This is a genomic window from Pseudobacillus wudalianchiensis (assembly GCF_001685015.1).
GTDB lineage: Bacteria > Bacillota > Bacilli > Bacillales > Domibacillaceae > Pseudobacillus > Pseudobacillus wudalianchiensis.
Map to the genome: position 1 here is coordinate 722600 of NZ_MAYT01000001.1, position 24789 is coordinate 747388.

The 24789-nt window shown below is 41.3% G+C and carries 29 protein-coding genes; 26 read left to right on the forward strand and 3 right to left on the reverse strand.

The window, feature by feature from the left end; genetic code table 11:
* Positions 1–654: a reverse transcriptase-like protein gene (locus tag A8F95_RS03710; protein ID WP_065409265.1), complete on the forward strand. Its 654-nt coding sequence runs from the start codon at positions 1–3 to the stop codon at positions 652–654.
* A 30-nt stretch (positions 655–684) separates the two neighbouring features.
* Entirely contained in the window at positions 685–864 is a 180-nt protein-coding gene (locus A8F95_RS03715; protein WP_065409266.1) for a zinc-finger domain-containing protein, read from the forward strand.
* A 41-nt stretch (positions 865–905) separates the two neighbouring features.
* Here the strand turns inward: A8F95_RS03715 and cspD are convergent, their stop codons facing one another.
* Positions 906–1106, reverse strand: a complete 201-nt coding sequence (gene cspD, locus A8F95_RS03720; RefSeq protein ID WP_041096853.1) for a cold-shock protein CspD — start codon at positions 1104–1106, stop codon at positions 906–908.
* Positions 1107–1358: 252 nt separating this feature from the next.
* On the opposite strand from cspD, the gene mntR reads away from it, so the two are divergent.
* The 11 genes from mntR to A8F95_RS03775 all read left to right on the forward strand — a co-directional run bounded on the left by mntR (position 1359) and on the right by A8F95_RS03775 (position 10981).
* The gene (gene mntR / locus A8F95_RS03725; protein WP_049662806.1) at positions 1359–1778 is read left to right on the forward strand and encodes a transcriptional regulator MntR; all 420 of its coding nucleotides are present in this window, start codon (positions 1359–1361) and stop codon (positions 1776–1778) included.
* A gap of 218 nt (positions 1779–1996) precedes the next feature.
* The gene (locus A8F95_RS03730) at positions 1997–2392 is read left to right on the forward strand and encodes a hypothetical protein (RefSeq protein WP_245671072.1); all 396 of its coding nucleotides are present in this window, start codon (positions 1997–1999) and stop codon (positions 2390–2392) included.
* 118 nt (positions 2393–2510) lie between these two features.
* Positions 2511–3188, forward strand: coding sequence for a class I SAM-dependent methyltransferase (locus A8F95_RS03735; RefSeq protein ID WP_065409267.1), 678 nt, complete (start codon positions 2511–2513; stop codon positions 3186–3188).
* 11 nt (positions 3189–3199) lie between these two features.
* Positions 3200–3724: a hypothetical protein gene (locus A8F95_RS03740; protein ID WP_141676219.1), complete on the forward strand. Its 525-nt coding sequence runs from the start codon at positions 3200–3202 to the stop codon at positions 3722–3724.
* 24 nt (positions 3725–3748) lie between these two features.
* A complete protein-coding gene (locus A8F95_RS03745) occupies positions 3749–5632 on the forward strand; it encodes an ABC-F family ATP-binding cassette domain-containing protein (protein ID WP_065409269.1) in 1884 nt (627 codons plus the stop codon).
* Positions 5633–5702: 70 nt separating this feature from the next.
* Positions 5703–6842, forward strand: coding sequence for a conserved virulence factor C family protein (locus A8F95_RS03750; protein WP_065409270.1), 1140 nt, complete (start codon positions 5703–5705; stop codon positions 6840–6842).
* A gap of 2 nt (positions 6843–6844) precedes the next feature.
* Positions 6845–7279, forward strand: coding sequence for a BrxA/BrxB family bacilliredoxin (locus A8F95_RS03755; RefSeq protein WP_049662799.1), 435 nt, complete (start codon positions 6845–6847; stop codon positions 7277–7279).
* 124 nt (positions 7280–7403) lie between these two features.
* Complete coding sequence (locus A8F95_RS03760; protein WP_065409271.1) at positions 7404–8216, forward strand: class I SAM-dependent methyltransferase; 813 nt, start codon at positions 7404–7406, stop codon at positions 8214–8216.
* A 5-nt stretch (positions 8217–8221) separates the two neighbouring features.
* Positions 8222–9178, forward strand: coding sequence for a thymidylate synthase (locus A8F95_RS03765; RefSeq protein ID WP_065409272.1), 957 nt, complete (start codon positions 8222–8224; stop codon positions 9176–9178).
* A gap of 214 nt (positions 9179–9392) precedes the next feature.
* On the forward strand, positions 9393–10412 hold the full coding sequence (locus A8F95_RS03770; protein ID WP_065409273.1) for an STAS domain-containing protein: 1020 nt from the start codon (positions 9393–9395) through the stop codon (positions 10410–10412).
* A gap of 83 nt (positions 10413–10495) precedes the next feature.
* The gene (locus A8F95_RS03775) at positions 10496–10981 is read left to right on the forward strand and encodes a dihydrofolate reductase (protein ID WP_065409274.1); all 486 of its coding nucleotides are present in this window, start codon (positions 10496–10498) and stop codon (positions 10979–10981) included.
* Between the two features lie 85 nt (positions 10982–11066).
* Here the strand turns inward: A8F95_RS03775 and A8F95_RS03780 are convergent, their stop codons facing one another.
* Entirely contained in the window at positions 11067–12053 is a 987-nt protein-coding gene (locus tag A8F95_RS03780) for a DMT family transporter (protein WP_065409275.1), read from the reverse strand.
* 342 nt (positions 12054–12395) lie between these two features.
* Here A8F95_RS03780 and A8F95_RS03785 point away from each other — a divergent pair, with 342 nt between their 5' ends.
* From A8F95_RS03785 to A8F95_RS03800, 4 genes are all read left to right on the forward strand, one after another.
* A complete protein-coding gene (locus A8F95_RS03785; protein WP_065409276.1) occupies positions 12396–13397 on the forward strand; it encodes an ABC transporter substrate-binding protein in 1002 nt (333 codons plus the stop codon).
* Positions 13398–13458: 61 nt separating this feature from the next.
* Positions 13459–14478, forward strand: coding sequence for an ABC transporter permease (locus A8F95_RS03790; protein WP_065409277.1), 1020 nt, complete (start codon positions 13459–13461; stop codon positions 14476–14478).
* The gene (locus A8F95_RS03795; protein ID WP_049662781.1) at positions 14453–15247 is read left to right on the forward strand and encodes an ABC transporter ATP-binding protein; all 795 of its coding nucleotides are present in this window, start codon (positions 14453–14455) and stop codon (positions 15245–15247) included. The genes A8F95_RS03790 and A8F95_RS03795 overlap by 26 nt, the downstream gene beginning before the upstream one ends.
* 420 nt (positions 15248–15667) lie before the next feature.
* On the forward strand, positions 15668–16510 hold the full coding sequence (locus A8F95_RS03800) for a DegV family protein (protein WP_049662778.1): 843 nt from the start codon (positions 15668–15670) through the stop codon (positions 16508–16510).
* 46 nt (positions 16511–16556) lie between these two features.
* Here A8F95_RS03800 and A8F95_RS03805 read toward each other — a convergent pair whose 3' ends face one another.
* Positions 16557–17063, reverse strand: a complete 507-nt coding sequence (locus tag A8F95_RS03805; RefSeq protein ID WP_065409278.1) for a PCYCGC motif-containing (lipo)protein — start codon at positions 17061–17063, stop codon at positions 16557–16559.
* Between the two features lie 161 nt (positions 17064–17224).
* On the opposite strand from A8F95_RS03805, the gene A8F95_RS03810 reads away from it, so the two are divergent.
* The 9 genes from A8F95_RS03810 (at position 17225) to A8F95_RS03850 (ending at position 24427) form a co-directional block, all read left to right on the forward strand.
* The gene (locus tag A8F95_RS03810) at positions 17225–17995 is read left to right on the forward strand and encodes an SGNH/GDSL hydrolase family protein (protein ID WP_049666576.1); all 771 of its coding nucleotides are present in this window, start codon (positions 17225–17227) and stop codon (positions 17993–17995) included.
* The gene (locus A8F95_RS03815; protein ID WP_065409280.1) at positions 17992–18570 is read left to right on the forward strand and encodes a YpmS family protein; all 579 of its coding nucleotides are present in this window, start codon (positions 17992–17994) and stop codon (positions 18568–18570) included. Before A8F95_RS03810 ends, A8F95_RS03815 begins: the two co-directional genes overlap by 4 nt.
* A gap of 156 nt (positions 18571–18726) precedes the next feature.
* The gene (msrA, locus tag A8F95_RS03820; protein WP_065409281.1) at positions 18727–19263 is read left to right on the forward strand and encodes a peptide-methionine (S)-S-oxide reductase MsrA; all 537 of its coding nucleotides are present in this window, start codon (positions 18727–18729) and stop codon (positions 19261–19263) included.
* Positions 19253–19690 (forward strand): peptide-methionine (R)-S-oxide reductase MsrB, encoded by a 438-nt coding sequence (msrB, locus tag A8F95_RS03825; protein ID WP_065409282.1) that lies wholly within the window; start codon positions 19253–19255, stop codon positions 19688–19690. Before msrA ends, msrB begins: the two co-directional genes overlap by 11 nt.
* 72 nt (positions 19691–19762) lie before the next feature.
* Complete coding sequence (locus tag A8F95_RS03830; RefSeq protein WP_065409450.1) at positions 19763–20029, forward strand: YozE family protein; 267 nt, start codon at positions 19763–19765, stop codon at positions 20027–20029.
* 164 nt (positions 20030–20193) lie between these two features.
* The gene (locus A8F95_RS03835; protein WP_065409283.1) at positions 20194–20964 is read left to right on the forward strand and encodes a sporulation protein; all 771 of its coding nucleotides are present in this window, start codon (positions 20194–20196) and stop codon (positions 20962–20964) included.
* Between the two features lie 99 nt (positions 20965–21063).
* Positions 21064–21768, forward strand: a complete 705-nt coding sequence (gene deoD, locus A8F95_RS03840; RefSeq protein WP_065409284.1) for a purine-nucleoside phosphorylase — start codon at positions 21064–21066, stop codon at positions 21766–21768.
* Between the two features lie 132 nt (positions 21769–21900).
* Positions 21901–22689, forward strand: a complete 789-nt coding sequence (locus A8F95_RS03845) for a M15 family metallopeptidase (RefSeq protein WP_065409285.1) — start codon at positions 21901–21903, stop codon at positions 22687–22689.
* Between the two features lie 262 nt (positions 22690–22951).
* A complete protein-coding gene (locus A8F95_RS03850; protein WP_065409286.1) occupies positions 22952–24427 on the forward strand; it encodes a lmo1851 family serine protease in 1476 nt (491 codons plus the stop codon).
* Positions 24428–24789: the final 362 nt, after the last annotated feature.

Consider the following 24789-nt stretch of genomic DNA (forward strand, 5'->3'; position numbering starts at 1 on the left):
ATGAAAATGAAGATTAAATGGCAATACGAATTTAGAGGAAGAAAAACGGAATTTGAATCAGATTGGATAAGCAAAGAGGCGGTTCTGCCGATTATTGAGGATTTGACGAAAACGGGACGAATGAAAGCTGCAGCGATTATCGATGAGCTTTTAAATGAATGGACGGTTAAAGAGTTTACCAAATTAAATAAGAAGCTGGATGAGGAACCGGGAGAAGTGGAAGTGTACTTTGATGGCGGGTACGATCGAGATACGCAAACAGCTGGAATAGGGATTGTTGTTTATTATAAAAAGAATGGAGAGGACTGGCGCTGTCGGGTAAATGAGCGGCTGCTTCAATTAGAGTCCAATAATGAGGCTGAATATGCTGCACTTTATAAGGCAATTGGGTTACTTGAGGAGATTGGAGTTAAGCAAGTGCCAGTGACGATCACAGGCGATTCGCACGTGGTGTTAAAGCAGTTGTCTGGAGAATGGCCTTGCTTTGATGAAACATTAAACAAGTGGTTGGACCGCATTGAACATAAAATGGAAAAACTTCGGTTGACGCCACTTTACAAACCAGTAGACAGAAGGCAAAATAAAGAAGCGGACAAATTGGCGAATCAAGCTTTACAGGGGAATTTTGTGAATAGCCATTCCGTGATTTCCTAAGCGAAAGCTGTAAAGAAAGGTGTGACATATTTGGAGAGAAAACAGCTTATAGCAGAAGTAGAAGGAATTTTGCAGACATATTGTGAAGGCTGTTTGTTAAAAGCCACTTTTCGTAAAGAAAAGGGTAAATCATTTGCCCATAAGTTTTGCATTACAAAATGTACAGTGGGTGAACAACTGAGAAAATGCGGCGAACAGCTGCTTAAATAAAATAAAAAAGCCGGCACATCCTGCCGGCTTTATAAGTTCGATTATAGTTTTACAACGTTAGCAGCTTGAGGTCCACGGTTTCCTTCTACGATTTCAAAAGAAACTTCTTGACCTTCTTCTAAAGATTTGTAACCATCGCCTTCGATTGCAGTGAAGTGAACGAATACATCGTCTCCGCCTTCAACTTCGATAAATCCGAAACCTTTTTCATTGTTGAACCATTTTACTTTACCGTTTTGCATGTTAATGAATCCTCCTAAATCTTCGAAACACATCTTATCTATATGTGCCCAAATAAAAATATTCATTACAAACAGAAAAACTGTTTATAATACGTATAATATACCGAAAAAAGTAAAAATAGTCAAGGAACGGGAAGGGAAAAAAGTAAAAAAATTTCTTTCTTCCCGATTCATAGGAGAAGCTTCGTTATCTTGTATTGAACTCTCTTCTATAGTAAAATTAAATTGATGAGTAAATTCAGGAGGATCCCAATGCCAACACCAAGCATGGAAGATTACATAGAACAAATTTTTATACTAATAGATAAAAAAGGGTATGCCCGCGTTTCTGATATCGCTGAAGCCCTATCTGTCCACCCCTCTTCTGTAACAAAAATGGTGCAAAAATTGGACAAAGATGAATATTTAATATACGAGAGATATCGTGGATTAGTCTTGACAGCCAAGGGGAAGAAAATTGGCAAGCGTCTTGTGGAAAGACACGATTTACTCGAGGAATTCTTACGGATCATCGGGGTAAAAGAAGAGCATATTTATGAAGATGTGGAAGGGATTGAACATCATCTAAGCTGGAACTCTATTGATCGCATTGCCGATCTTGTAGACTATTTCAATGAAGATCCAAAAAGGATTGATACGTTACTCTCTCTGCAAAAGAAACCGCTAGAATAAAAAAGTTGTCCCGCAAACAAACGTGTAGTTCACTGCTGGGACAACTTTTGTTAGTTCTTATTACCTATATACAAACTGCTGCTTTTCTTCTGTTATAAATAAAATTAATGAGTCTCTGAGCCTACATAGGAGAATAAACAGGCAAAAAAATCATAAGAAGATAAAAAGCAGAGTGAGTTGAGGATGAAATGCGGGGGGAAATGAATTTTTATTCTTTAATGAAAAAACTGGATCAGACGTTGACACTAGAGATAAAAAAAGAATTTCCAGGCGCTCGTTGCGTAGGGGGGAAATACTCGCCAGATACACATTCCATTACCCTCTTTAAGCAGGATATTGCCATTCAATGTGAAAGGCTTCTTGGCTCGTTGGAGCAGATGAGGGAATATGAATGGATTATCTTTGCACATGAGCTGGGGCATGCTTTAGACGAGGAGCTTGCTGATTTAAGTGTTCGCCTGGAAGAAACAAAGAGCGTGGATATTCTGGCGCAAATTGAATTAAATGCCTGGAGAATTGCAGAAGAACTTATTCCTTTTGTTGATTCTCATTTATTTGCTCGTGTCAAAGAAGAATCACTGCGATACTTTTCAAGAAGTCCGCTAATCAGTTAACGAAGCGATCATTTGCATGCAGTAAAGTGAGACCGCCCTAAGTGAAGGGGCGGTTTCATTTATATTGCGGAAAGTTATTTGATTCCCTTACAATGAAAGAAAGCAGGGAGGGATGATGATGGGAAACGAATCATGGCAGCAAGATGCAAAAACACAGTGGAATGCAAGAGCCGGCGGATGGCAGGCAAAAAGTGCTGATATGTGGGAAAAGGGCAGCCGTAAGGGGGTTTGTTCTTTCTTCGCTCATTACGTCCCGCAAAACAGTCTTGTAGCCGATTTGGGCTGTGGTGACGGCTATGGCAGTTACAAGCTGCATCAAACAGGATATAAAGTGATCGGAATGGACTTATCGACCAAAATGGTTGAATTAGCTCAAAGGTTTGAAACAGAAGGATTAACTTTTCAACAAGGTGATTTAGCCAATCTACCATTTATGGGGGAAGAGCTTGATGCGGTGATCGCTGTTAACTCTCTGGAGTGGACAGAAAAACCATCGCGTGTGCTGCAAGAAATTAAACGTGCCCTAAAGCCTGGCGGAAAACTTTGTGCAGCCATACTGGGCCCGACGGCCGGCCCGCGAGAAAATAGTTATAACCGTTTAAGTGGCGAATCGGTCATTATGAATACCATGATGCCGTGGGAGTTCACCAAATTGGCGTTGGACAGCGGCTTTCAATATATAGCTGAAGAGCATGTATATAAGAGCGGCGTTTCGGAAGCAGCAGTCCAGACTTTTCCTGCTGAATTAAAGCAGGCGTTAACCTTCTTCACATTATTTATGTTGGAGAAAAAATAATCAGATGTAGTTTGAATAAGTATAAAGAAGGTGTTGATTTGTTTGATCCGACCGCTTTTGATAATATCAAATTCATGATACAGGCCGAAGTATACGATCGGGACCTGGCTGGCCTTTTTCACGTCCATAGCCGGAAGGATCTAGTCGATCTCGCTACGCTCAGTCGGGAATCCGTGATTACATTTTCTCTTAAAGACAGTGCTGATCTCCGTGTCTCACTGGTCGTTAAGGCAGATCTTGAAAAGCTGGCGGGTGAGTTGCTGCCGTCGTCGAATGCCCTTCCTGGTGTATCGCTGCATATTCTGTATTTTGGAACGGAGCGGAGTTTGATGGCAGAAAGGATGGATCTGTTAGAGTGGATGTGGGGGACAGAGCGGCGCTATGAACGGAAGAAAATTGACTCCGATCAAACAGGAACCACATATGAATGGCACGTTTATTTTGAACGGATTATAACAGAAGAAATGATGGATGAACTTGGTGATTTAATCAGTTTTATTGGAGAGTCACTGCGGACAGTAACGGAGACTGAATGATTTGCAAATAGGGAGAGAAATGAAATGAGAGCACTTACTGTGCAAGACATGACAAAATCGTACGGGGAAAAAGTGCTATTTGACGGGCTGACTTTTTCCATTGCCGAAAAAGAAAGAATTGGTTTAATTGGCGTCAATGGCACTGGAAAATCAAGCCTCTTAAAAATTGTGGCGGGGAAAGACCTGCCGGATAGCGGAGAAATGGTTTCGCCAAACGATTATACAATTGCTTATTTAGAGCAGGAACCGGAAATGAATCCAGCACTCACCGTCATGGATCAAATTTTCTTAAGTGATGCTCCGGTTATTCAGCTGTTAAAGGAATATGAAGGCACATTAAAACAGCTTGAACAGGACCCGCAAGACCAGGAGGTAGCAGAGCGGTTATTTGAGCTACAAAAGCAAATGGATGCTCTCAATGCATGGGAGGCAAACACAAATGCGGAAGCGATTCTGACACGGCTCGGCATTCCTGATTTCAGCCGGAGGATCGGTGAACTATCCGGTGGGCAGAAAAAGCGGGTCGCCCTCGCTCAAGTATTAATTGAAACACCAGATTTATTAATCCTCGATGAACCGACCAACCACTTAGACTATGAAACGATTGGCTGGCTGGAAGAATATTTGAGCAAGTATCAAGGAGCTGTTTTGCTCGTTACCCATGACCGTTATTTTCTTGATCGGGTAGCCAATAGAATGTTTGAGCTTGATCATGGCAGCTTGTATACATATAAAGGGAACTATCAAGAGTATATTGCTGCCAAAGCAGCACGGGAAGAACAGCAGGCTGCTGAAGAAGATAAACGGAGAAACCTATACCGGCGGGAGCTTGCCTGGATGCGTCGGGGAGCAAAAGCAAGAACGACAAAACAAAAAGCACGGATTGACCGTTTTGAACAATTGGAAGGAGCGCTTGGTCAAGGACCGAAAAAAGAGCAAATGGATTTAGCGATGAAGGGCAGCCGGCTTGGCAAGCAAGTATTTGAGCTGAAGGATGTCTCAAAATCATTTGAAGGAAAAGTGATTCTAAAAGACTTTAATTTACTTGTAAAGCCTGGAGACCGTTTTGGGATTGTTGGTAAAAACGGCAGCGGAAAATCAACTTTTATGAATTTACTTGCTGGTAAGCTTGAGTTTGATAACGGGGAAATGGTAACAGGGCAAACAGTAAAGATAGCTTATTATACACAAGAACGCACGGATATGGATGAAAGCATGAGGATGATTGCCTATATTCGTGAATCAGCAGAAGTGGTTACCACAAAGACTGGAGAAAAAATTTCCGCTGCGCAAATGCTTGAGCGTTTCCTCTTTCCGATGCATGTGCACGGTACGCCGATTTATAAGTTGTCTGGTGGAGAAAAGCGACGCCTTTATTTGTTAAAACTATTAATGACACAGCCAAATGTTTTGTTGCTCGATGAGCCAACAAATGATTTGGATACAGAAACATTGACTGTGCTAGAAGATTATTTAGAAGAGTTTCCTGGTGTCGTCATTACGGTTTCTCACGACCGATACTTTCTTGATAAAACAGCAGAACGTCTCCTTGTCTTCGAGGGGGATGGTATCATCAGTTCGTACTATGGGCTTTATAGTGACTATTTGGCGGAGCAGGCTGAAGCAGAGAAATTGGAAGAGGCACCGGCGAAAGAGCCGAAAGTAGAAGCTGTCCGAGAAAAGCCAAAAAAGAAGAAGTTAAGCTATAACGAGCAACGGGAGTGGGAGACGATTGAAGCAGATATCGCCAGTATAGAAGCCCGGATAGCGGAAGCAGAGGAAGAACTAGAAGCAGTAGGGAGCGATTTTGAAAAGGCCCAACAGTTAAGTGCAGAATTGGAGCAGCTTAACGAACAGCTGGAACAATTCATTGAACGTTGGAGTTATCTATCAGAATTCGTTCAATGAGCAAAAGCAAGTATCAGCTGTTATATATATGATAGAATGGCGATAAAGAGTGCGAAAGGAGCCATTCATTTTGCGTATTTTAAAGATTGAACCAACACCAAGTCCAAATACAATGAAAGTGATTTTGGATGAGGAACTGTCTGCAGGAAAAAGTAATAATTATAAAGCGGGCGCAGCAGAAGGCGCCCCGAAAGAGATTCAATCGATCCTCTCGATAGAGGGAATAAAGGGTGTTTACCATGTCGCTGATTTTTTAGCGATTGAACGAAATGGAAAATATGATTGGCAAAACCTGTTGCCTCAAGTAAGAGAGATTTTCGGAGAAGCGGTCTCGGGAGATCACGCAGCAACAGCCAGTGATGAGGCGTATGGAGAGGTACAGGCCTCTATCCAAACGTTCAAGGGAATTCCTATTCAATTAAAACTCACGTCTGCTACGGAAGAAAAACGTTTTCCGCTGCCTGATTATTTCATGGTAGCATTTAAAAAAGCACAATTAGCTGATGACAATTATGTGCTTCAACGAAAATGGGAAGACTTTGGTATCCGCTATGGCGACTTAGAGGAGATCGGCAAAGAAACACTTGAAGAAATTGTTGCTGCTTATCCACAAGAACGTCTGGAGGCTTTAGCAGCGGCGGGAGCTGAAGGGAAATCAGCGGCTGAAACGAAACGGCGCGGATTAAAATTAACGATTCCAATGTGGGAAGCAGAGGAAGACTGGCGCCGCCGTTATCAGTGGCTTGAACAAATGGAAGATCCAACAGAAGAAGATTTGCCATTGTTAAAGCTTGCACTCGCTGACAGCAAACCGGCAATTCGTCGTCTGGCCGTCGTTTATGTCGGTATGATTGAGGATAAAAAAGTGCTGCCGCTCTTGTATCAAGGATTAAATGATTCGACCGTAACAGTCCGTCGCACAGCCGGGGATTGCTTGTCTGACCTTGGTTTTAACGAGGCCATTCCAGTGATGTGTAAAGCACTCGAAGACAAAAGCAAAATTGTCCGCTGGCGGGCTGCCATGTTTTTATATGAAGTGGGAGATGAAACGGCATTGCCGGCTTTAAAGAAGGCTGCAGATGATCCGGAGTTTGAAGTGCAAATGCAGGTCAAGATGGCGCTTGAACGGATTGAAGGCGGCGAAGAAGCAAAAGGTTCTGTTTGGAAGCAAATGACAGAAGCAAGAGAAAAGGAACAAACGGAGGGATAGACATGACAAATGCTTATGAAGAATATATGAAACAAATGGCTGCACCGATGCGATCTGAATTAACGAATGCTGGTTTTAAAGAGTTGACGACAGCGGAAGAAGTGAGTGAATTCATTTCTAGTGTAGAGGGAACAACACTTGTAGTGGTCAATTCGGTTTGTGGCTGTGCAGCTGGACTTGCTCGCCCGGCTGCAGTGCAAGCGACGATGCATGACCCGGCGCCTGATCATTTAGTTACCGTATTTGCTGGTCAGGATCGGGAAGCGACGGCACAAATGCGCGAGTTTTTTGACGGTTACGAACCATCTTCCCCATCAATGGCTTTATTAAAGGGCCAAGAAGTCGTACACTTTGTTCCGAGAGAACATATTGAAGGAAACGATATCGGTTCGATCATCCAGGATTTAACGAAGGCATTTGATCAATATTGTAAATAAAAGGACGTCTTGAGACATTCTTCAGGCTGTTGACAAATGTTTTTAATCAGTCTGCGGATATGGAAAATAGACTTTTTTACACTTTTAAGGATGTCTTGAGGCATCCTTTTTTACAGGAGAAAATATGATTGTATCTACATCTGCACGAACAAATGAACGGCTTGAAGAAAAAGCGAGACAGGCAGCGGTCGAGCTCGGCTGCCCATTTGTAAAAAGAAATAAACGGTCCGTTGCTTCACTGCAGGCTGAATATGGAGCGGATTGCTTGATTGTGGCCAAAAGTCGGCTGGAGTTTTATGCTTCAGATGCCAATGAGCCTTTTTTCTTTCACCCAAACTCGGCCTCTTTTCGTGTGAAGCGGCTGCTGCGAGGGGAAATTGATCCTTTTATTGAGGCAGCTGGCTTACAACCAGGCATGACGTTGCTTGACTGTACGCTAGGTCTTGCGTCAGACAGCATTGCAGCCAGTTATATAGCGGGAGCTGCCGGCCGAGTAGTAGGAATAGAGGGGAACCCGGTACTTGCTTATATAATTAAACACGGGTTAAGCGAATGGGAATCTCCTCTGTCCGATTTGAACGAAGCGATGAAACGAATTCACGTAGTGAGCGGTTCCTATCAAAATATATTGAGGTCTCTCCCTAATCAATCATTTGATGTTGTTTACTTTGATCCGATGTTTACGAAGCCAATCCTGGCTTCAGAAGGAATCGCTGGTTTGAGAAAACTCGCTGTCCATGACGAACTAATAGAGGAAACCATACAGGAAGCCTGTCGTGTTGCCAAACAACGGATCGTATTAAAAGATCACTATCAGTCGAGCCGTTTTTCAGAGCTGGGCTTTAAACAGCATATTCGACCGACCTCGCTCTTCCATTTTGGAACGATGGAAGTGGAGAAGAAAGAAAGCGGAGGCAGTGTGACGAACAAGGAGTGAGCAGAATGAGTAAGAATGAGCAGCAATACTTAGATTTGTGTCGATATATTTTAGAGGAAGGAAGAAGAAAAGAGGATCGGACCGGTACAGGAACGATCAGCATATTCGGTTACCAAATGCGATTTGATTTGCAGGAAGGCTTTCCGTTGTTAACAACAAAACGAATTCCGTTTCGGTTAATTGTGAGTGAACTGCTATGGTTTTTAAAAGGCGATACGAATTTACGATATCTTTTACAGCACAACAACCATATTTGGGATGAATGGGGCTTTCAAAAATGGGTCGAGTCAGCTGAGTATAATGGGCCGGATATGACGGATTTCGGAATTCGAAGCCAACAAGATGAGGAATTCAATAAAGTATATCAGGAGCAGTTGGCTATTTATCAGGAGAAAGTGCTGCAAGATGATGATTTTGCTCAAAAGTTCGGTGATTTAGGGAACGTATACGGAAAGCAGTGGCGCAGTTGGGAAGGAGCAGATGGCGAAGTATATGATCAAATTCAATATATTATTGATGAGATCAAACGCAATCCCGATTCAAGGCGTTTGCTTTGTAATGCATGGAGTGCCTCGGAAATAAAGAATCAGCAGCTTCCTCCTTGCCATTATGCCTTTCAATTTTACGTGGCAAATGGAAAGCTCAGCTGTATGTTTAATATGAGATCAAACGATGTTTTCTTGGGACTTCCTTTTAATATTGCGTCCTATGCCTTGCTTACTCATCTAATCGCTCATGAGTGTGGCTTAGAGGTAGGCGAGTTAATTTACACCGGTGCCGATGTTCATATTTATTCCAATCACATTGAACAAGTAGAAAAGCAATTACTAAGAGAGCCACGGGAGCTTCCATCGTTGAAGTTAAATGAACAGGTAAAAAGCGTGTTTGATTTTAGCATGAATGACATAGAGTTAGTTGGTTATCATCCGCATGGTCCTATTAAAGCGCCTGTAGCCGTTTAAACGAATATTTATTTGAAACAGTGGAATGGAAATGATTCCACTGTTTTTAATTGCATCAGACGGTCATTTGAATTTACAATGTGATTGTTGTCACACTATAATGAGGTTACCGATTTCTTTAGACGGAGTAATGGATAGACCGCTTTTTCTTATAATGGAAGCCTTCATTTACTAATATGATGGTGATGGCAGAAGATAGTGGAGGTCATTTAAATTGACGAATTACGAGCTAAATGTACAAGGTTCTTTATTTGATTGGGATATCGAAAAGGGAACGATTACATTTGAAAACGATGAAGTGGTTCTATTCTGGGTTAACACAGCTTTTAAAGCGCTGCTTGATTCGATAGAAGAGATATCAGGTGAAAAAGCAGCTAAGCTTGTTCTCGAAACGGCAGGATATCGGACCGGAAAAATTGTAAGCAGCTTTTATCTGGAATCAATTGGCGATACCGAAAAAATTCTAGAAAAACTACCTAATACATACGTAACGGCTGGTTGGGGAGTCACGGAAATTGTATCTTTTTCAGAGAAGGAAAAAACAGCAGTTGTTCGGGTGAAAAATAGCTGGGAGTATAAAATCAATCTAGCCCAGGGAAAAGAGGAAGAAGGTACTTTTCTGCCTGGACATTGGGCTGGGGTCCTAAGCGGGCTGCTTGGTGCAAAAATCTGGTACCGGGTTTTAAAGAGCCAAGTCGAAGGGGAGGACTGTACCGAGTATGAGTTTTTTCCATCTCACATCACTCCTACCTTAAATGTCAATGCGATGATTCAGGAGGAGGAGCAGCGAGCTAAAAGAGGACTAGAAGAAAGTATTTCAGAGCGGACAAAAATGCTGTCAGACATTATAAAGGATATTTCTTCTCCGATTATTCCAGTTATCGAATCGATCTTAGTTATTCCTTTGATAGGGAAATATGAAGAGTTTAGAGCAGAAGAGCTCTTAAATAGAACGCTTCTGAACTTGCCTAGGTATCAAGCGTCCTACCTTATCCTTGATTTAACAGGCTTAAAAGGGGTAGATGAATATACGCTGGACTTCCTGCAAAAGTTCGTTCGAGCAGCTTCTTTATTAGGGACGAGTTGTTTGCTAGTTGGAATTACGCCAGAGTTGAGCATGCAAATTGCTCAAAGCGGCTACGAGGTTTCCGAAATCCCTTGCTTTTCAATACTTCAGCAAGGCATTAAGTATGCTTTAGATCAGCAAGGCTTGCAAATTACGAAAAAACAGTGAGCGAATGTTAAAAGCAATAGAAGCTGTGTCCGCTTTTTAAGAGAGAGGACAGCGGCAGACCGATTGAGAAAGCGGGTGGCAACATGATTTCTTTTATTTGGGCAATGGATGAAAAGGGCGTAATGGGCAAGGAGAATGGACTGCCATGGCGCCTTCCAGCAGATTTAAAATTTTTTAAGGAAACGACGATGGGCCATCCTATTGTGATGGGCAGAAGAACGTATGAATCAATTGGCAAGCCTCTTCCTGGACGCGAAAACATTATTATTACCCGCGATCAGAATTACGAAGCAGCAGGGTGCACAGTCGTTCACTCTGTTGAAGAGCTCGTAGAAAGAGCAAAACGAGAGGAAGAGTTATTTATTACCGGCGGAGCCGAAATCTTTAAACAAATGCTTCCTTATGCCGATCGGTTATACGTCACTCTTATCTGTCATCAGTTTGAGGGGGACACGTTTTTTCCAGATGGGATTGAATGGGAAGATTGGCAGCTCATTTTTGAAAAGCAAGGCGAAAGAAATGAGAAAAATCCCTATGAGTATTATTTCCGAATTTATGATAGAAAATAGTAAAGTATTTCTGCAGCTTGCAGCCCAAGTCTCTTAATAAGATTTGAGCTGCAAGCTTTTTTATGTAAAGCCGGGTGTCTAACTGTCATTTATATGTTTGTTCGCAAGCGCGCTGCCGTCTTTTGAATAACAGGAAATGACCGGTTCCATTTCGGCTTACAACTGTAATGCCTACAGCAACGAGAATAAGTGCACTGAAAATATTAGCGGTTAAATGTTCTCCAGTGATAAATAAGGCGGATAGCAATGTACCCGAAACAGGCATCACAAATCGATAGAGTGCGATCTCACCTGCTTTGTTGTACTTTAACAACGAATTCCACAAGGCAAAAGCAGCAGCCGATATAAAGACAGAATAACCCAACAAGACCCAGGCGTTAGGTGTAAAAGTCATGGAATGGGACTCGAGATTCGGTGTACCAATGATCAGCATAAAAAGAGACCCGGCAAACATTTGCCAGCCGGTCAAAGTGAAAGGGTGTATATTAGAAGCCAATCTTTTAGACAAGAACGTACCAAAAGCGCTTACTAAGCCTGAAAGCAGCATAAAGCCTTCTCCAAAGAAAGAAAAACCCCCGGATGTGCCCTGCCCCCAATTGGCCAATATAATTCCTCCGAATCCCGCTGTTAAACCAAATAGCTTGCGCCAATTTAAGCGGTCATTCGAATAAATGAAATGAGCCAAAAAAACAGTAAAAAATGTTCCGCAAGAATTTAGGATTGCCCCCTTCATTCCAGAAGTATGAGCTAATCCAATGTAAAAAAGGGAGTACTGTATGCTTGTTGACATCAAGCCTAAGCTAATAACGGCCGGCCATTGGCGCCAGCTTAATTTAAGTGCTTTTCTATCGGCACAGAGCATAATAAATAATAGTAACAGCGCTGCCATCATAAAGCGTATGCCAGCAAAAACGATTTTTGCAGCTAAATCCGCTTCGTCCATTTTAAGTTCTTCATAACTTAGTTTCAAAACAGGAAAAGCGCTTCCCCATAATACCGAGCAAAACACCGCAATCGCTACTACCCAATATTTATTTGTAAGAAAGTGCGCCTGTCCCTTGTGCTGCCTCATATTAACCATCCTTCATTTTTGTCTATTAATCTAGTTATTATACACTACTGCTCTATAGAGGCAACCACCTTACATCTTAAGCTTGTTTGCTTTTGTTTAATGAGAGAAGGGATTAAAAACAATAAAAAGCAGAAATGTTTTTTTTGGATAGTATGTAAAAAAATAAAAGTCATAAGGAAAGTCAGTTTTGGCGCTACAACGCACAAAAGCGTTAACGCCAAAAATTGATATTATTAATATTCTGAAAACACTTGATTTTCTGTTTCCTTTCAAGCATAATAAATTTATCTCAGAAATAGTTGGAAAGTTGTTAGGAAGATAGGGACTTAAGGGGGAGAGTAAATGAAAAAGTGGATAAAAGGAATGGCAGCCGCTGGAATAGCGAGTGCCGTTTTGCTAGCTGGCTGTGGAGGAGAAACGGAGGAAAAAGGACAAGAATCGTCCGGAGGAAACAAAGAGAAAACGTATAAGATTGGCGTCACACAAATTGTTGAACATCCATCTCTTGATAACGCTTACAAAGGGTTCCAAAAGGCGTTAGAGGATGCAGGCATAAAGGCGGATTATGATGTTCAGATTGCTCAGGGTGATCAAAATAATAACCAGACGATTGCCAATAACTTTGCTGGCGACAAGGTAGATTTGATTTTTGCTAATTCCACACCAAGTGCTACAGGAGCACTTAATGCTACGAAAGACATCCCAATTGTTTTCACCTCTGTTACAGATCCAAAGGCAGCAGGCCTAGTGAAAGATCCGCAGAATCCTGGTGGTAATATTACAGGAACAACTGATTTACATCCGGAAGCTATTCCGAAAACAATTGAATTTATGGCGAAAGAGTTTAAAGGCAAGAATGTAGGCGTTATTTATAATGCTGGGGAACAAAACTCTGTTGCCCAAGTAGAAGAAGTTAAAAAGGTAATGGAGAAGAACGGATTAAAAATGGTGCCTGTAACAGTATCTGCTTCTTCAGAGGTTAAGCAGGCTGCTGAATCTCTTGCTGGTAAGGCTGATATGATTTATATCATCACTGATAACACAGTTGTCTCCGCGCTAGAGTCCGTTATCCAAGTTGCGAACCAAAAAGATATTCCTTTGTTTGTCGCTGAATTAGATTCTGTGAAACGCGGAGGATTCGCAGCATTTGGTTTTGAGTACTATGACATTGGTTATGAAGCGGGAGAAATGGCTGTGAAAATTCTAAAAGATGGAAAAAAACCAGGTGATCTCCCTGTACAGCCTCCACAAAACTTAAAACTGCTTATTAATGAAAAAGCAGCGAAAGAAATGAATATTGAGATAAAAGATGAGTGGAAAAACGAAGCGGAATTTGTAAAGTAATCAACGGGGAGGCTTTTAACTGAAAGCCTCCTTGCCATCCGTCCAACAGGAGGAGATTTATATGTTTACAGCTTTATTTGGCTCAGTAGAAGTTGGTGTTATCTATGCCATCATGGCTCTAGGTGTCTACCTGTCCTTTAGAATATTGGACTTTCCGGATTTAACGGTAGATGGAAGCTTTGTAACCGGAGGAGCGACAGCGGCCGTATTAATTATTTCTGGCGTCAATCCTTTTCTTGCAACCATTGCCGCTTTATTAGCTGGATTTTTGGCAGGATGTGTGACTGGCATTCTCCATACAAAAGGTAAAATTAATCCGTTGTTGTCAGGGATTTTAATGATGATTGCCCTCTATTCAATTAACCTTCGTATTATGGATAAACCGAATGTGCCGCTTCTTGCAGAAGAAACGGTTATCACCAAGATTACATCTTGGTGGCAAGGTTTAGGGTTCGACAATGTGATACAGAGCCTCTTCACTTCTATCGGACTTAGCGACTATATTCCTTCAACATGGGGAATCCTCATTGTCATGCTTATTGTAGCTTTTGCTATTAAGAAGATGGTCGATCTTTTCTTAAAAACAGAGGTTGGTTTAAGTCTACGAGCAGTTGGTGACAACGATGGAATGGTGCGCAGCTTTTCAGCCAACACAGACTGGCTAAAAGTGCTCGGATTAGGTATCTCAAATGCACTCGTAGCTTTTTCAGGTGCACTCGTAGCTCAATATAATGGATTTAGTGATGTCGGAATGGGAATTGGTATGATTATTATTGGTTTGGCTTCCGTTATTATCGGAGAAGCTGTAATCGGAAATGCATCAATTGTTAGAGCGACGCTTGCTGTATTAATTGGTGCAATTTTATACCGTTTGATCGTGACATTAGCATTAAGAGCCGATTTCCTTGAAACAGGCGACATGAAGCTTATTACGGCTATCATTGTTATTTTTGCTTTGGTGGTGCCTAAGTTAATTGATAAACAAAAAGCCGGTGCAAGAAAGAAAAAACGGGCCGCTCAATTAGATTCGGCTAACCCAAATGGAGGGGATCAGGTTGCTGCAGCTAGATCAGATTTATAAAGTTTTCTATGAAGGTACCCCTGATGAAAAGATTGCTTTAAACCAATTATATTTACACATGAAACCAGGCGATTTCGTTACCGTTATTGGCAGTAACGGAGCTGGAAAATCAACTTTAATGAATATCATTTCAGGAAATATCTTTCCTGATTACGGAACAGTAAAAATCAATGGAGATGACATGACCTCTATGTCTGAGCACAAGCGTGCCAGAAAAATTGGCCGCGTCTTTCAAAATCCGCTCGCCGGGACGGCACCAACGATGACAATTGAAGAAAATTTAGCACTTGCTTACAATCGGACGAAGCCGAGATCCCTTCAATTTGGTGTAACGAAAAAGCGCCGTGAGTTCTTTCGTGAGCAGCTAGAAATTCTTCATCTTGGCCTTGAAAATCGGCTGCAGGCTAAAGTAGGCTTGCTGTCTGGTGGTGAACGGCAGGCGCTCTCTCTATTGATGGCTACGTTCACAAAGCCCGATATCCTGCTTTTAGATGAACATACAGCCGCTCTTGACCCAGCAAGAGCAGATTTGATCACCAAATTAACGAAAGAGATTGTGGAAAAATTCCAGTTAACGACGTTAATGGTTACCCACAATATGCAACAAGCGTTAGATCTTGGCAATCGTCTTATTATGATGGACAAAGGACAAATTATTTTCCAAGCAAATGAAACAGAAAAGCCAGATTTAACAGTAGAAAAGCTGTTAGCTGAATTCCAAAGAATACGTGGTGAAGCGCTCTTAAGCGACCGTTCACTTCTAGCATAAAACGCTCCCCTCTCCAAAAAGCCATAGCTTTTTGGAGAGGGGATTATTTTTTTTCCAAGCAAGCATAACTGCATAATAAGGAGCGAAGGCTAAGTGCATGGTATCAACTGTTTTGCTCTTCAATATGACACTATTAAAGATGAAAATTGTGTTTTAACAGTTAACTAGAGGAAAAGACGGCAACTTCCCCATTATGCCCTCGCGGGATCCCATACGATGCGGAGGCTTACGGATCGCCCGCGAAAAGCATCCGCCTGCAGTGAAAATGAACAATCAAGCAAAAAAATAAAAGAAGAAACACTTAAAAAGAATGAGGACTATCTTCGTTCTTTTTTGCATTTTGTCAAAAGTAGAGGATGCTATCGGCAGTATTTAACGTTATAATATCCTCAGGTTGATTGATGATAAGGATGTGGAACCGTGCAAAAAATTAAAATTGTAACAGATTCAACAGTGGATTTGAAGAAAGAAGTGCTGAACCAGTACGGGATTACAATCGTGCCTTTAACGATTTTCATAGATGGAGAGACTTATTTAGATACAGTGGATATTTCGCCTGATGAATTTTTAGAAAAAATGAAACGGGCAAAGGAATTGCCAAAAAGTTCACAGCCGTCTGTAGGCCGCTTTTTAGAAGTGTATGATGAGCTAGGAAAAGACGGAAGCCAAGTGCTGTCTATTCATATGACAGGAAAGATGAGTGGAACGGTACGGGCTGCAGAACAAGCGGCGGAAATAAGCCAATCGGATGTGACAGTGGTCGATTCAGGTTATATTTCAAAAGCGCTTTCTTTTCAGGTAATCGAAGCAGCCAAGCTTGCTGAGCAGGGAACACCAATGGAGGAAATTGTTCGTCTGCTGCAGGAGATTCGTTCGCAGACGAAGCTTTATATTGTAGTAGATACATTGGAAAACTTAATAAAGGGAGGACGTATCGGTAAAGCAAAAGGCTTTATTGGTTCGCTTTTAAATATCAAGCCAATCGCTAATCTTGATACGGGAGAATTGAACCCGGTGGCAAAAGTACGCAGTCATGCTCAAGTTGTTAAATATTTATCTACTCATATTGCTGAAGAAGTTAGAGGAAAAAAAGTGATGAAAATTGGCCTTGTCCATGCGGATGGCTATGAACTAGCGAGCCGGCTTAAAGAAAAATTAATCGAGCTGACTGGATTTGAAGATTTTGAAATTGAGACAACCACTCCCATCATTTCAACACACACAGGGTTAGGGGCTCTTGGTGTTATGTATTGGGCTAGATAACGATGGAGTAAAAAATGTTCCGAAAGCATAGCTTTCGGAACATTTTTTATGCAGGCATTGGAGTCGGTGTCGGCTTAGCATAGCCTTCTTTATATTTTTCGTCGATGTATTGACGAATTTCTTTTAATGATTTGCCGTCTTGTGACATCATGATCGATTCGGCGGCAATTTCGAGGCATACTCCGCAACGAGTGCCGTGGTCATCCCAGACAACTTTGTCCTTTGATATGTCCGCAACAAAGCAATTTAAATTGCTTTTGTGTCCGGCTGAATCGCTGCATCCGCAATAACAAGGCATGGAGGCAAGAATATCGGGATGCTGAGCAGCAGCAAGATAGATCGTTCTCATGTCGTCGTTTTTATCATTTAAAAAAGCGGGCAATTCCTCAGCAGAAGAAGTAGCTTCTTGCAGATCTCCATTCGGTAGAGTATGAGCATCACCATGGCCGGCGTGTTCTGTTTCTCCGGCCTTTTCCTTGTCCGATTTGGCTGAGCAGCCCGCAATCAGGACCATTAAAATACCGAGAACGGCAAAATAATGAACTAATTTCATTCATCTAAACTCCTTTTCAGTGTTTTTGCTATACAGTTAAACATATTATACTATACAATCGTTCAAGAGCCTATTTAGAAAGTGTAGTCCATACCTCTTCTAAAAAAGGAATATGCTATAATATGAATAATTCAAACTGCGGGGTGAACAACTTGAGAAAAATGTGGATCATTTTCTTCACCTTTGTGTTCAGTTTAACAGGCTGTTCCACATTTCCGAACGAAACAGCAGAAATCATTCCAAAAAATTTAAACGTCGTTTCGATTGGTGACTCTTTAACGCAAGGAGTTGGAGACAGTACAGAAAGCGGCGGCTATATTCCTTATTTGCAAAACCGGCTGGAGCAGCTCGCTGAAGTGAAGAAAGCCCGTTTTGTGAATTATGGCGTAAAAGGCAATCGTACTGATCAACTGCTGAAAAGGCTCAGCCAGCAGGAAGTAAAAGACTCCTTAAAGAAAGCTGATCTTGTCATTATTACAATCGGTGGAAATGATGTGATGAAAGTATTTAGAGATAATTTTACACAACTAAATGTCAAAGAGTTTGATAGACAGCGTTTATCTTATGAAAAGCGCCTTGACGACATTATCCAATCGGTTAGAAAGCAGAACAGAGACGCAGGCGTCGTCTTAATAGGTCTTTATAATCCGTTTTTGAAAGTGTTGGGTAACGTAAAAGAAGTAGAAGCGATTATAGCTGATTGGAATGAAGGAAGCAAAGAGGTAGTCGAGCAGTACGATAAAACATGCTTCGTTCCTGTGGAAGATCTTTTTAAAAACACGAAGGAGAATCTTTTATACAATGATCAGTTTCATCCGAATGATAAAGGATATGAACTGATAGCAAATAGAATATTTGAAACGATTGACGGACAAAAGCTAGAGGAACTAACAAACAAAAAAATTATTTACGCAAATGAGGAGAGCGAATGAAGAAAGGTTGGAAATTAGCGTTTTTAGGATTGCTTGCGATAAATGTAGTGGTGGTTCTTGTCCTTCTTATCGGTTTGTTGTCACCGATAAAAGAGGAGCCGCTTCCAAAAGCTTCTCCAGAAAAAGAGGCAGTTGAGTTTCATGTACAATCCAATAAAGAAGATTTAAATAGAGTCATAAAAGCATTTATAGAAAAAGAAAAAGCCAAAAGCTTCGTTGATTACAATGTGTATCTGCGTGATCAAGTAGAGTTATATGGAGATATAGCCGTATTCTCTGAGCGGATCGATTATAAATTAACATTTGAGCCGGAAGCGTTGAAAAATGGAAACGTCGTCCTTCGGCAAAAAGGGATTAAGGTCGGTAAAATTAATTTGCCAGTGTCTTACGTATTAAAAACGGCAAGAGATGCTTACCATTTTCCCGACTGGGTCAAAATTATGCCTAGTGATGAGCTGATTTATATCTCTTTGGATAAAATGAAGCTGGAAAGCGATTTAAGAGTGCGAGCGGATCGTATCGATCTTAAAAAGGATGATATCCGTTTTACATTCCAGCTGCCGATAGAACAATAGTGATATTATCTAGCTGGATGAAAACAAATATTTGTCAACAGCTTGAGCTGTCCTTTATCAGGGCAGCTTTTTTTGTGAGCTGAATGATATCCCTTTCTTGCAAAATCATTTAAAATGGTTAAAATAGGGTATTACTTTCCTAAGAGGTGATAACAGATGGAAGAGAAAGCAATCTTTGCCGGAGGCTGTTTTTGGTGTATGGTAAAGCCGTTTGACGAGCAGCCGGGCATTAAAAAAGTCGAATCTGGATATACCGGAGGATTTACTGAAAATCCAACGTATGAAGAAGTATGCAGTGAAGCGACCGGTCATTACGAAGCGGTAGAAATTACGTATGATCCGGACGTTTTTCCATATGAGCGTTTACTCGATATTTACTGGATGAACATTGATCCGACAGATATTGGCGGCCAGTTCTATGATCGGGGCCAGTCTTATCAGCCGGCTATTTTTTATCGTACGGAAGAGCAGCGCCGTCTTGCGGAAGAGTCTAAAGAAAAGTTGAACAAGAGCGGGCGCTTTCCTGTTCCGATCACGGTCAAAATTTTGCCGGCAAAGCCATTTTATCCAGCAGAAGAATATCATCAACATTACTATAAGAAAAATCCAGCTCATTATGAGGCCTATCACCAAGGGTCAGGAAGAGCAGCCTTTATTCGTAACCATTGGGGAGGGAAGAAAATTGAAAGATAATCAGCCAGAATTAAAGCAAAGGCTAAGCAAGCTTCAATACGAAGTCACACAAAAAAATGGAACGGAGCCTCCTTTCCATAATGAATACTGGAACACCTTTGAAGATGGAATTTATGTCGATATTATCTCCGGCCAGCCTTTATTTTCATCTCGAGACAAATATGATGCTGGGTGTGGCTGGCCAAGCTTTACGAAACCAATTAAAGAAGAGGAGATTGCAGAGAATCAGGATTTAAGCTACAACATGGTACGCACAGAAGTCAGAAGCAAGACAGCGGATTCTCATCTCGGCCATGTTTTTCCGGATGGGCCGGGGCCTGCAGGTTTGCGTTATTGCATCAATTCAGCCGCTTTGCGTTTTATTCCAAAAGAAAAGATGAAGGAAGAAGGCTACGCTGAGCTGTTATCGTTATTCGATGAAGAATAAAAGAGGTTCTCTTTTACAGAACATCGCTAATAAGGAATGCCCTCATTTTTAAAAAAATGTTCTTTACACGAAATGCCTTCTTCCTTTATATTGAGTGAAAAAGGAGATGGGGTTTTGCGAAAGTCATTTTTTCACTATTTAATGAAATTTCGCGAAGAGCCGCCGAGAGATGAACTGGCGGAGTTCGCGAATCATGCATTCCATGATCACAGCTTCCCCAAAATGGCTAGCCAGTATGATGAATTAAGCCGCTATTTAGAGTTGAATGGTTTTTATTTATCAAGCATGGCCATATTTGATGAGGCGTGGGATCGTTATATCGAAGAAGAAAAAGAGTAAGAGATTGCCTAGAGCAAAGAACCAAAGAGCAGCACTCTAGCAAAAGAGTGAAAGCGGGGACTTGCAGGCAGTCTCTTTTTTTAGAACAAATGAATGAATGTGAAACTTTTCAAGGAAAGCAGCGTATGTTAAATGAATGTATAAATAGAAAAGGGGGAATTGAAATGTCATTTTTCAATAAAGTATTAGCGAGTATAGGAATTGGAGCGGCTAAAGTAGACACAAAGCTCGAAAAGCCAGAATACACAGCTGGGGAAACAATTAGAGGAGAAGTAGAAATATCCGGAGGAAGTACTGAACAACAAATTGATTCTATTTATTTAACGGTATATACGACTTTTATCCGTGAAGCAGATGACCGCAAATATACCGACCATGCAGCGGTAAAAAAACATAAGTTAAATGAACCGTTTAAAATAGGCATTAATGAAAAGAAATCCATTCCTTTCTCGATGGAGCTGCCAATCGATACGCCAATTACTTATGGCAACACGCGTGTCTGGGTGGCGACTGGGCTTGATATTAAAAATGCTGCTGATCCTGGAGATAAAGATTACATCGAAGTGCGTCCGACAACGCTGGCAGCTTCGGTGCTTGATGCCATCGGCCAACTCGGTTTCCGGCTGCGGGAGGTAGAGTGCGAACAAGCATCCAAACGGATAGGGAGCCGTTTCCCATTTGTACAAGAATTTGAATTTGTTCCGACAAGCGGTCCATTTCGCGGCAAGCTAGACGAACTAGAAGTTAGTTTTTTAGCGCAGGCTAAGGAGAAAGCAGAGTTGCTCATCCAGGTTGACCGGAAAGCGAGGAGCATCGGCGGATTATTTGTCGAGGCGCTTGAAATGGATGAAACACTTTTGAGACTTACCGTCACTTCTCAGGATGTGCCACGTTTAGACGAAAAGCTCAAGAACGAAATTGCTAGATACGCTTAACTAGTGAAAGGATTGGGGAAGTACTCATATTCATTGCAGACCCTTCTAAAAAGAATTACAATAATGAAAGCAGTCAGAGATTATTTAGGAGGGTTTACAATGAGTATTCATATCGGTGCAAAAGAAAATGAAATAGCGGAAACGGTCCTGCTCCCAGGAGATCCGCTGCGGGCAAAATATATTGCGGAAACATTTTTAGAAAATCCGGTTTGTTACAATGAAGTTAGAAATATGTTTGGTTATACAGGAACATATAAAGGTAAAAAAATCTCTGTACAAGGAACAGGGATGGGAGTTCCGTCTATTTCCATTTACATAAACGAGCTTATGCAAAGTTACAATGTCCAAAATTTAATCCGTGTCGGTACATGTGGGGCTATCCAAAAAGATGTACACGTTCGTGACGTTATTTTAGCGATGAGTGCGTCCACCGACTCCCAGATGAACCGATTCACATTTAATGGGGTGGACTACGCTCCGACCGCAAACTGGGATCTGCTAAAGAAAGCATTTGATGCCGGTACTGAAAAAGGGCTTCAATTAAAGGTAGGAAATGTGTTTACAGCGGATATGTTCTATAATGACAATGCCGAGCATGAAAAATGGGCTAACTATGGCATTTTAGCGATTGAAATGGAAACAGCTGCTCTTTATACATTGGCCGCAAAATATGGCCGCAAAGCGCTGTCTGTCCTAACGGTAAGTGATCACATTTTAACAGGGGAAGAAACAACTGCCGCTGAGCGCCAAACAACATTTAATGAAATGATTGAAGTGGCCCTTGAAGCAGCTATTCAAGAGTAAAGTAAGGGGTGTGTTTTAAACATTCCTTCATAAACAGTAAGCCAGCCTGTTAACGGGCTGGTTTTCCTTTGAATGCTCAACAAACGTCCTGTAGAAGATTTAAGGAATTTTAGTGGAAAATAAGGTGATGAAATGAAAAAAACAGGATGGCTACTAACCGCTGCTCTATTGCTTAGTGGTTGTCAGCAGCTAGACGGAAAAGAAAAGCAGGAAAGTCATCAGGAAAAGAATGTATCAGAAAAACAGTCGCCGGCAAAAGAAGCTTCTGCTGGTCCTAAGCTGGAGGCCGCCTACTTTAATAAAATAAAAGAAGTAAATGGCAAAAAAGTCATCACAAACCCTGAAAATATAATGGTGCTTGTGAATAAACAATTTTCTTTGCCAGGAGATTATACACCGCCTGATTTAGTACGTCCGAAAGTAGCTTTTTCATTTGGAGAACAGGATATTGAAAAAAGCCACATGAGAAAAGAAGCTGCTGAGGCGCTTGAAAAAATGTTTGCTGGCGCCAAACAGGAACAGATTCAATTATTCGCTGTTTCGGGTTACCGTTCTTACAAGAGACAAGTAGAAATCATGAATAATCAAATAGCATCAGCAGGTTCCTTCGAAAAAGCAGCTCAGGCAGTTGCCCCTCCTGGACAAAGTGAGCATCAGACAGGGCTCACGATGGATATATCAGCGGAAAGTGTCAATTTCGATTTACTGCAATCGTTTGAAACGACGAAAGAAGGCCAATGGCTGGCGAATAATGCTCATAAATATGGATTTATTTTACGTTATCCAAAAGGGAAGGAAAAAGTAACGGAGTATATGTATGAGCCGTGGCATTTTCGCTATGTTGGCGTAAAAGCAGCCGAAGAAATTTTTCGGCATGGCTGGACGCTTGAGGAGTACTTTAATAACGTAGAGAAAATATAGACAGGCGTTCTGTTTCTTTCTCTGTTCAGAAGGATGAGGATTAAGTTGATGGAAGCAGCTAGTGTTTTAAAATGTGAATTTGATGCATAGGAATGCCCATGATCATTGTGGGCAGGTAAGTAACAAGGATAGGCAGTATTTGTTCATACATTAATCTCTCCTCTTATAGGCAGGAGAGGTTTTTTCTTTTTAATTCAATTGAAAACTGATAGAATGTAAGAGTTGAATAAACGAACATTAAGCATGGAAAGCGGTGAGCATCATGGATGAAAACAAGTCCGATCAACCCAGTGGCAAGCATCCATCTCCTTACATTCGGTTGAAGAAATTTCACTTTATTATGCTTGTATTCTTCCTCGTATTCGCGACAGCGGCCATTACTACGCTCGCTCTTGCCTTTGGAGGAGAAAAGGCAGCAGAAGTCGGCATGAAGCCGCGTGGAGAATTTGAAAAGCTATATGAAGCCTACGATAAATTGGAAAAAAACTATTATCAAGACATTAATGAAGAAAAGCTGATAAATGGGGCCATTAATGGCATGCTCGATTCTCTTGATGATCCTTATTCCGATTACATGGATAAAAAAGAAGCTAGTCAATTCCATGAAAGTGTTTCCTCCTCCTTCGAAGGCATCGGGGCAGAAATACAAGAAGAAAAAGGCATGATTAAAATCGTTTCGCCGATTAAAGGCTCACCTGCAGAAAAAGCAGGTCTTCGTCCAAATGATCGAATTATGGCGGTAGACGGAAAGAGCCTGGAGGGGATGAGTTCTTCAGAGGCTGTATTATTAATCAGAGGCGAAAAAGGAACAAAAGTGAAGTTGAAAGTACAGCGTGCTGGAACAAAAGAGCCAATGGAAATCACGATTGTACGTGATGAAATTCCAATCGAGACGGTTTATGCTGAGATGAACAATGACAAGGTAGCGCACATTCAAATTACAAGTTTCTCCGAGCATACGGCAGCCGAGCTGAAAAAGGCCATAGAAGAAATGGAGAAAAAAGGCATGAAATCTATGGTGCTCGATGTACGGCAAAATCCGGGAGGGCTGCTTGATCAAGCAGTTGAGATGACGGATATGTTTGTACCAGAAGGAAAAGTGTTATTTCAAGTAGAGGATAATCAAGGCAGACGTGAAAAAATGGTATCTGACAGCAAAAAGAAAGTCACGGTTCCAGTTGTCGTGCTAGTGGACAGCGGAAGCGCCAGTGCTTCAGAAATCTTTGCAGCAGCTATGAAGGAATCTGCTGGTGTTACTCTAATTGGAGAAAAGACGTTTGGAAAAGGAACCGTACAGACGGCAGAGGATTTCAAGGACGGATCAAACATGAAGTTCACAACGGCCAAATGGTTAACGCCAAACGGCAATTGGATTCATAAAAAAGGAATAAAGCCAGATATAGAAGTGAAGCTTCCTGATTATGCTAATCTACCTTATCTTAACCCTGATAGTGAATTAAAGCTTGACAGCTTGTCAGAAGAAGTGAAAAATGGAGAGAAAATGCTCGAAGCGCTTGGATATCATCCTGGTAAAGTAGATGGCTTTTTCGATAAAGCAACGGAAGAAGCGGTAAAAGAGTTCCAGAAAAAATCAGGCATTGAACAAACTGGTGTACTGTCAGGTGACACGACTGTTCAGTTAATGACAGATCTAAGAGAAAAGATCCAAGAAAACGATACACAAAAGGAAAAGGCGATCGAAATACTGAAAGAGAAGCAGAGCAGCTCCGCTTCTTAAAAAATGATTCCATTAAAGATAAAGGTTTAAATAATGAAAAATTAAAAGCCGGTATCTCCCCTAGATATAGAAGGGATACCGGCTTTTAATATTGAAGTTTCGTACCTCTGTAAAGATCCACGCCCTCTAATCAGTAAAATTATATAATTCCATGATAAGCGATTTGTAGATATTGTAAACAGAGAAAAACCTTACTAATGATCACTGCTTGAATAGAAAAAATTCCAATAAATATTCCTCTTTTGTTAAAGTAATATGAAAAAATCGTCGGGGTTGTCATGATAATGTCTTTTTTGAAAAAAACATCTTTTTCTTTCCCTTTTTTTAAAAAATAAAACGTTCCAATTTTATGAAGACGACCC

Excerpts from the sequence above, each read along its gene's own strand:
- A8F95_RS03710 (WP_065409265.1), top strand. The coding sequence starts at position 1 with ATGAAAATGAAGATTAAATGGCAATACGAATTTAGAGGAAGAAAAACG.
- cspD (WP_041096853.1), bottom strand. The coding sequence starts at position 1,106 with ATGCAAAACGGTAAAGTAAAATGGTTCAACAATGAAAAAGGTTTCGGA.
- mntR (WP_049662806.1), top strand. The coding sequence starts at position 1,359 with ATGCCAACACCAAGCATGGAAGATTACATAGAACAAATTTTTATACTA.
- A8F95_RS03730 (WP_245671072.1), top strand. The coding sequence starts at position 1,997 with ATGAAAAAACTGGATCAGACGTTGACACTAGAGATAAAAAAAGAATTT.
- A8F95_RS03735 (WP_065409267.1), top strand. The coding sequence starts at position 2,511 with ATGGGAAACGAATCATGGCAGCAAGATGCAAAAACACAGTGGAATGCA.
- A8F95_RS03745 (WP_065409269.1), top strand. The coding sequence starts at position 3,749 with ATGAGAGCACTTACTGTGCAAGACATGACAAAATCGTACGGGGAAAAA.
- A8F95_RS03755 (WP_049662799.1), top strand. The coding sequence starts at position 6,845 with ATGACAAATGCTTATGAAGAATATATGAAACAAATGGCTGCACCGATG.
- A8F95_RS03760 (WP_065409271.1), top strand. The coding sequence starts at position 7,404 with ATGATTGTATCTACATCTGCACGAACAAATGAACGGCTTGAAGAAAAA.
- A8F95_RS03765 (WP_065409272.1), top strand. The coding sequence starts at position 8,222 with ATGAGTAAGAATGAGCAGCAATACTTAGATTTGTGTCGATATATTTTA.
- A8F95_RS03775 (WP_065409274.1), top strand. The coding sequence starts at position 10,496 with ATGATTTCTTTTATTTGGGCAATGGATGAAAAGGGCGTAATGGGCAAG.
- A8F95_RS03780 (WP_065409275.1), bottom strand. The coding sequence starts at position 12,053 with ATGAGGCAGCACAAGGGACAGGCGCACTTTCTTACAAATAAATATTGG.
- A8F95_RS03785 (WP_065409276.1), top strand. The coding sequence starts at position 12,396 with ATGAAAAAGTGGATAAAAGGAATGGCAGCCGCTGGAATAGCGAGTGCC.
- A8F95_RS03790 (WP_065409277.1), top strand. The coding sequence starts at position 13,459 with ATGTTTACAGCTTTATTTGGCTCAGTAGAAGTTGGTGTTATCTATGCC.
- A8F95_RS03805 (WP_065409278.1), bottom strand. The coding sequence starts at position 17,063 with ATGAAATTAGTTCATTATTTTGCCGTTCTCGGTATTTTAATGGTCCTG.
- A8F95_RS03810 (WP_049666576.1), top strand. The coding sequence starts at position 17,225 with ATGTGGATCATTTTCTTCACCTTTGTGTTCAGTTTAACAGGCTGTTCC.
- A8F95_RS03815 (WP_065409280.1), top strand. The coding sequence starts at position 17,992 with ATGAAGAAAGGTTGGAAATTAGCGTTTTTAGGATTGCTTGCGATAAAT.
- msrA (WP_065409281.1), top strand. The coding sequence starts at position 18,727 with ATGGAAGAGAAAGCAATCTTTGCCGGAGGCTGTTTTTGGTGTATGGTA.
- A8F95_RS03830 (WP_065409450.1), top strand. The coding sequence starts at position 19,763 with ATGCCTTCTTCCTTTATATTGAGTGAAAAAGGAGATGGGGTTTTGCGA.
- A8F95_RS03835 (WP_065409283.1), top strand. The coding sequence starts at position 20,194 with ATGTCATTTTTCAATAAAGTATTAGCGAGTATAGGAATTGGAGCGGCT.
- deoD (WP_065409284.1), top strand. The coding sequence starts at position 21,064 with ATGAGTATTCATATCGGTGCAAAAGAAAATGAAATAGCGGAAACGGTC.
- A8F95_RS03845 (WP_065409285.1), top strand. The coding sequence starts at position 21,901 with ATGAAAAAAACAGGATGGCTACTAACCGCTGCTCTATTGCTTAGTGGT.
- A8F95_RS03850 (WP_065409286.1), top strand. The coding sequence starts at position 22,952 with ATGGATGAAAACAAGTCCGATCAACCCAGTGGCAAGCATCCATCTCCT.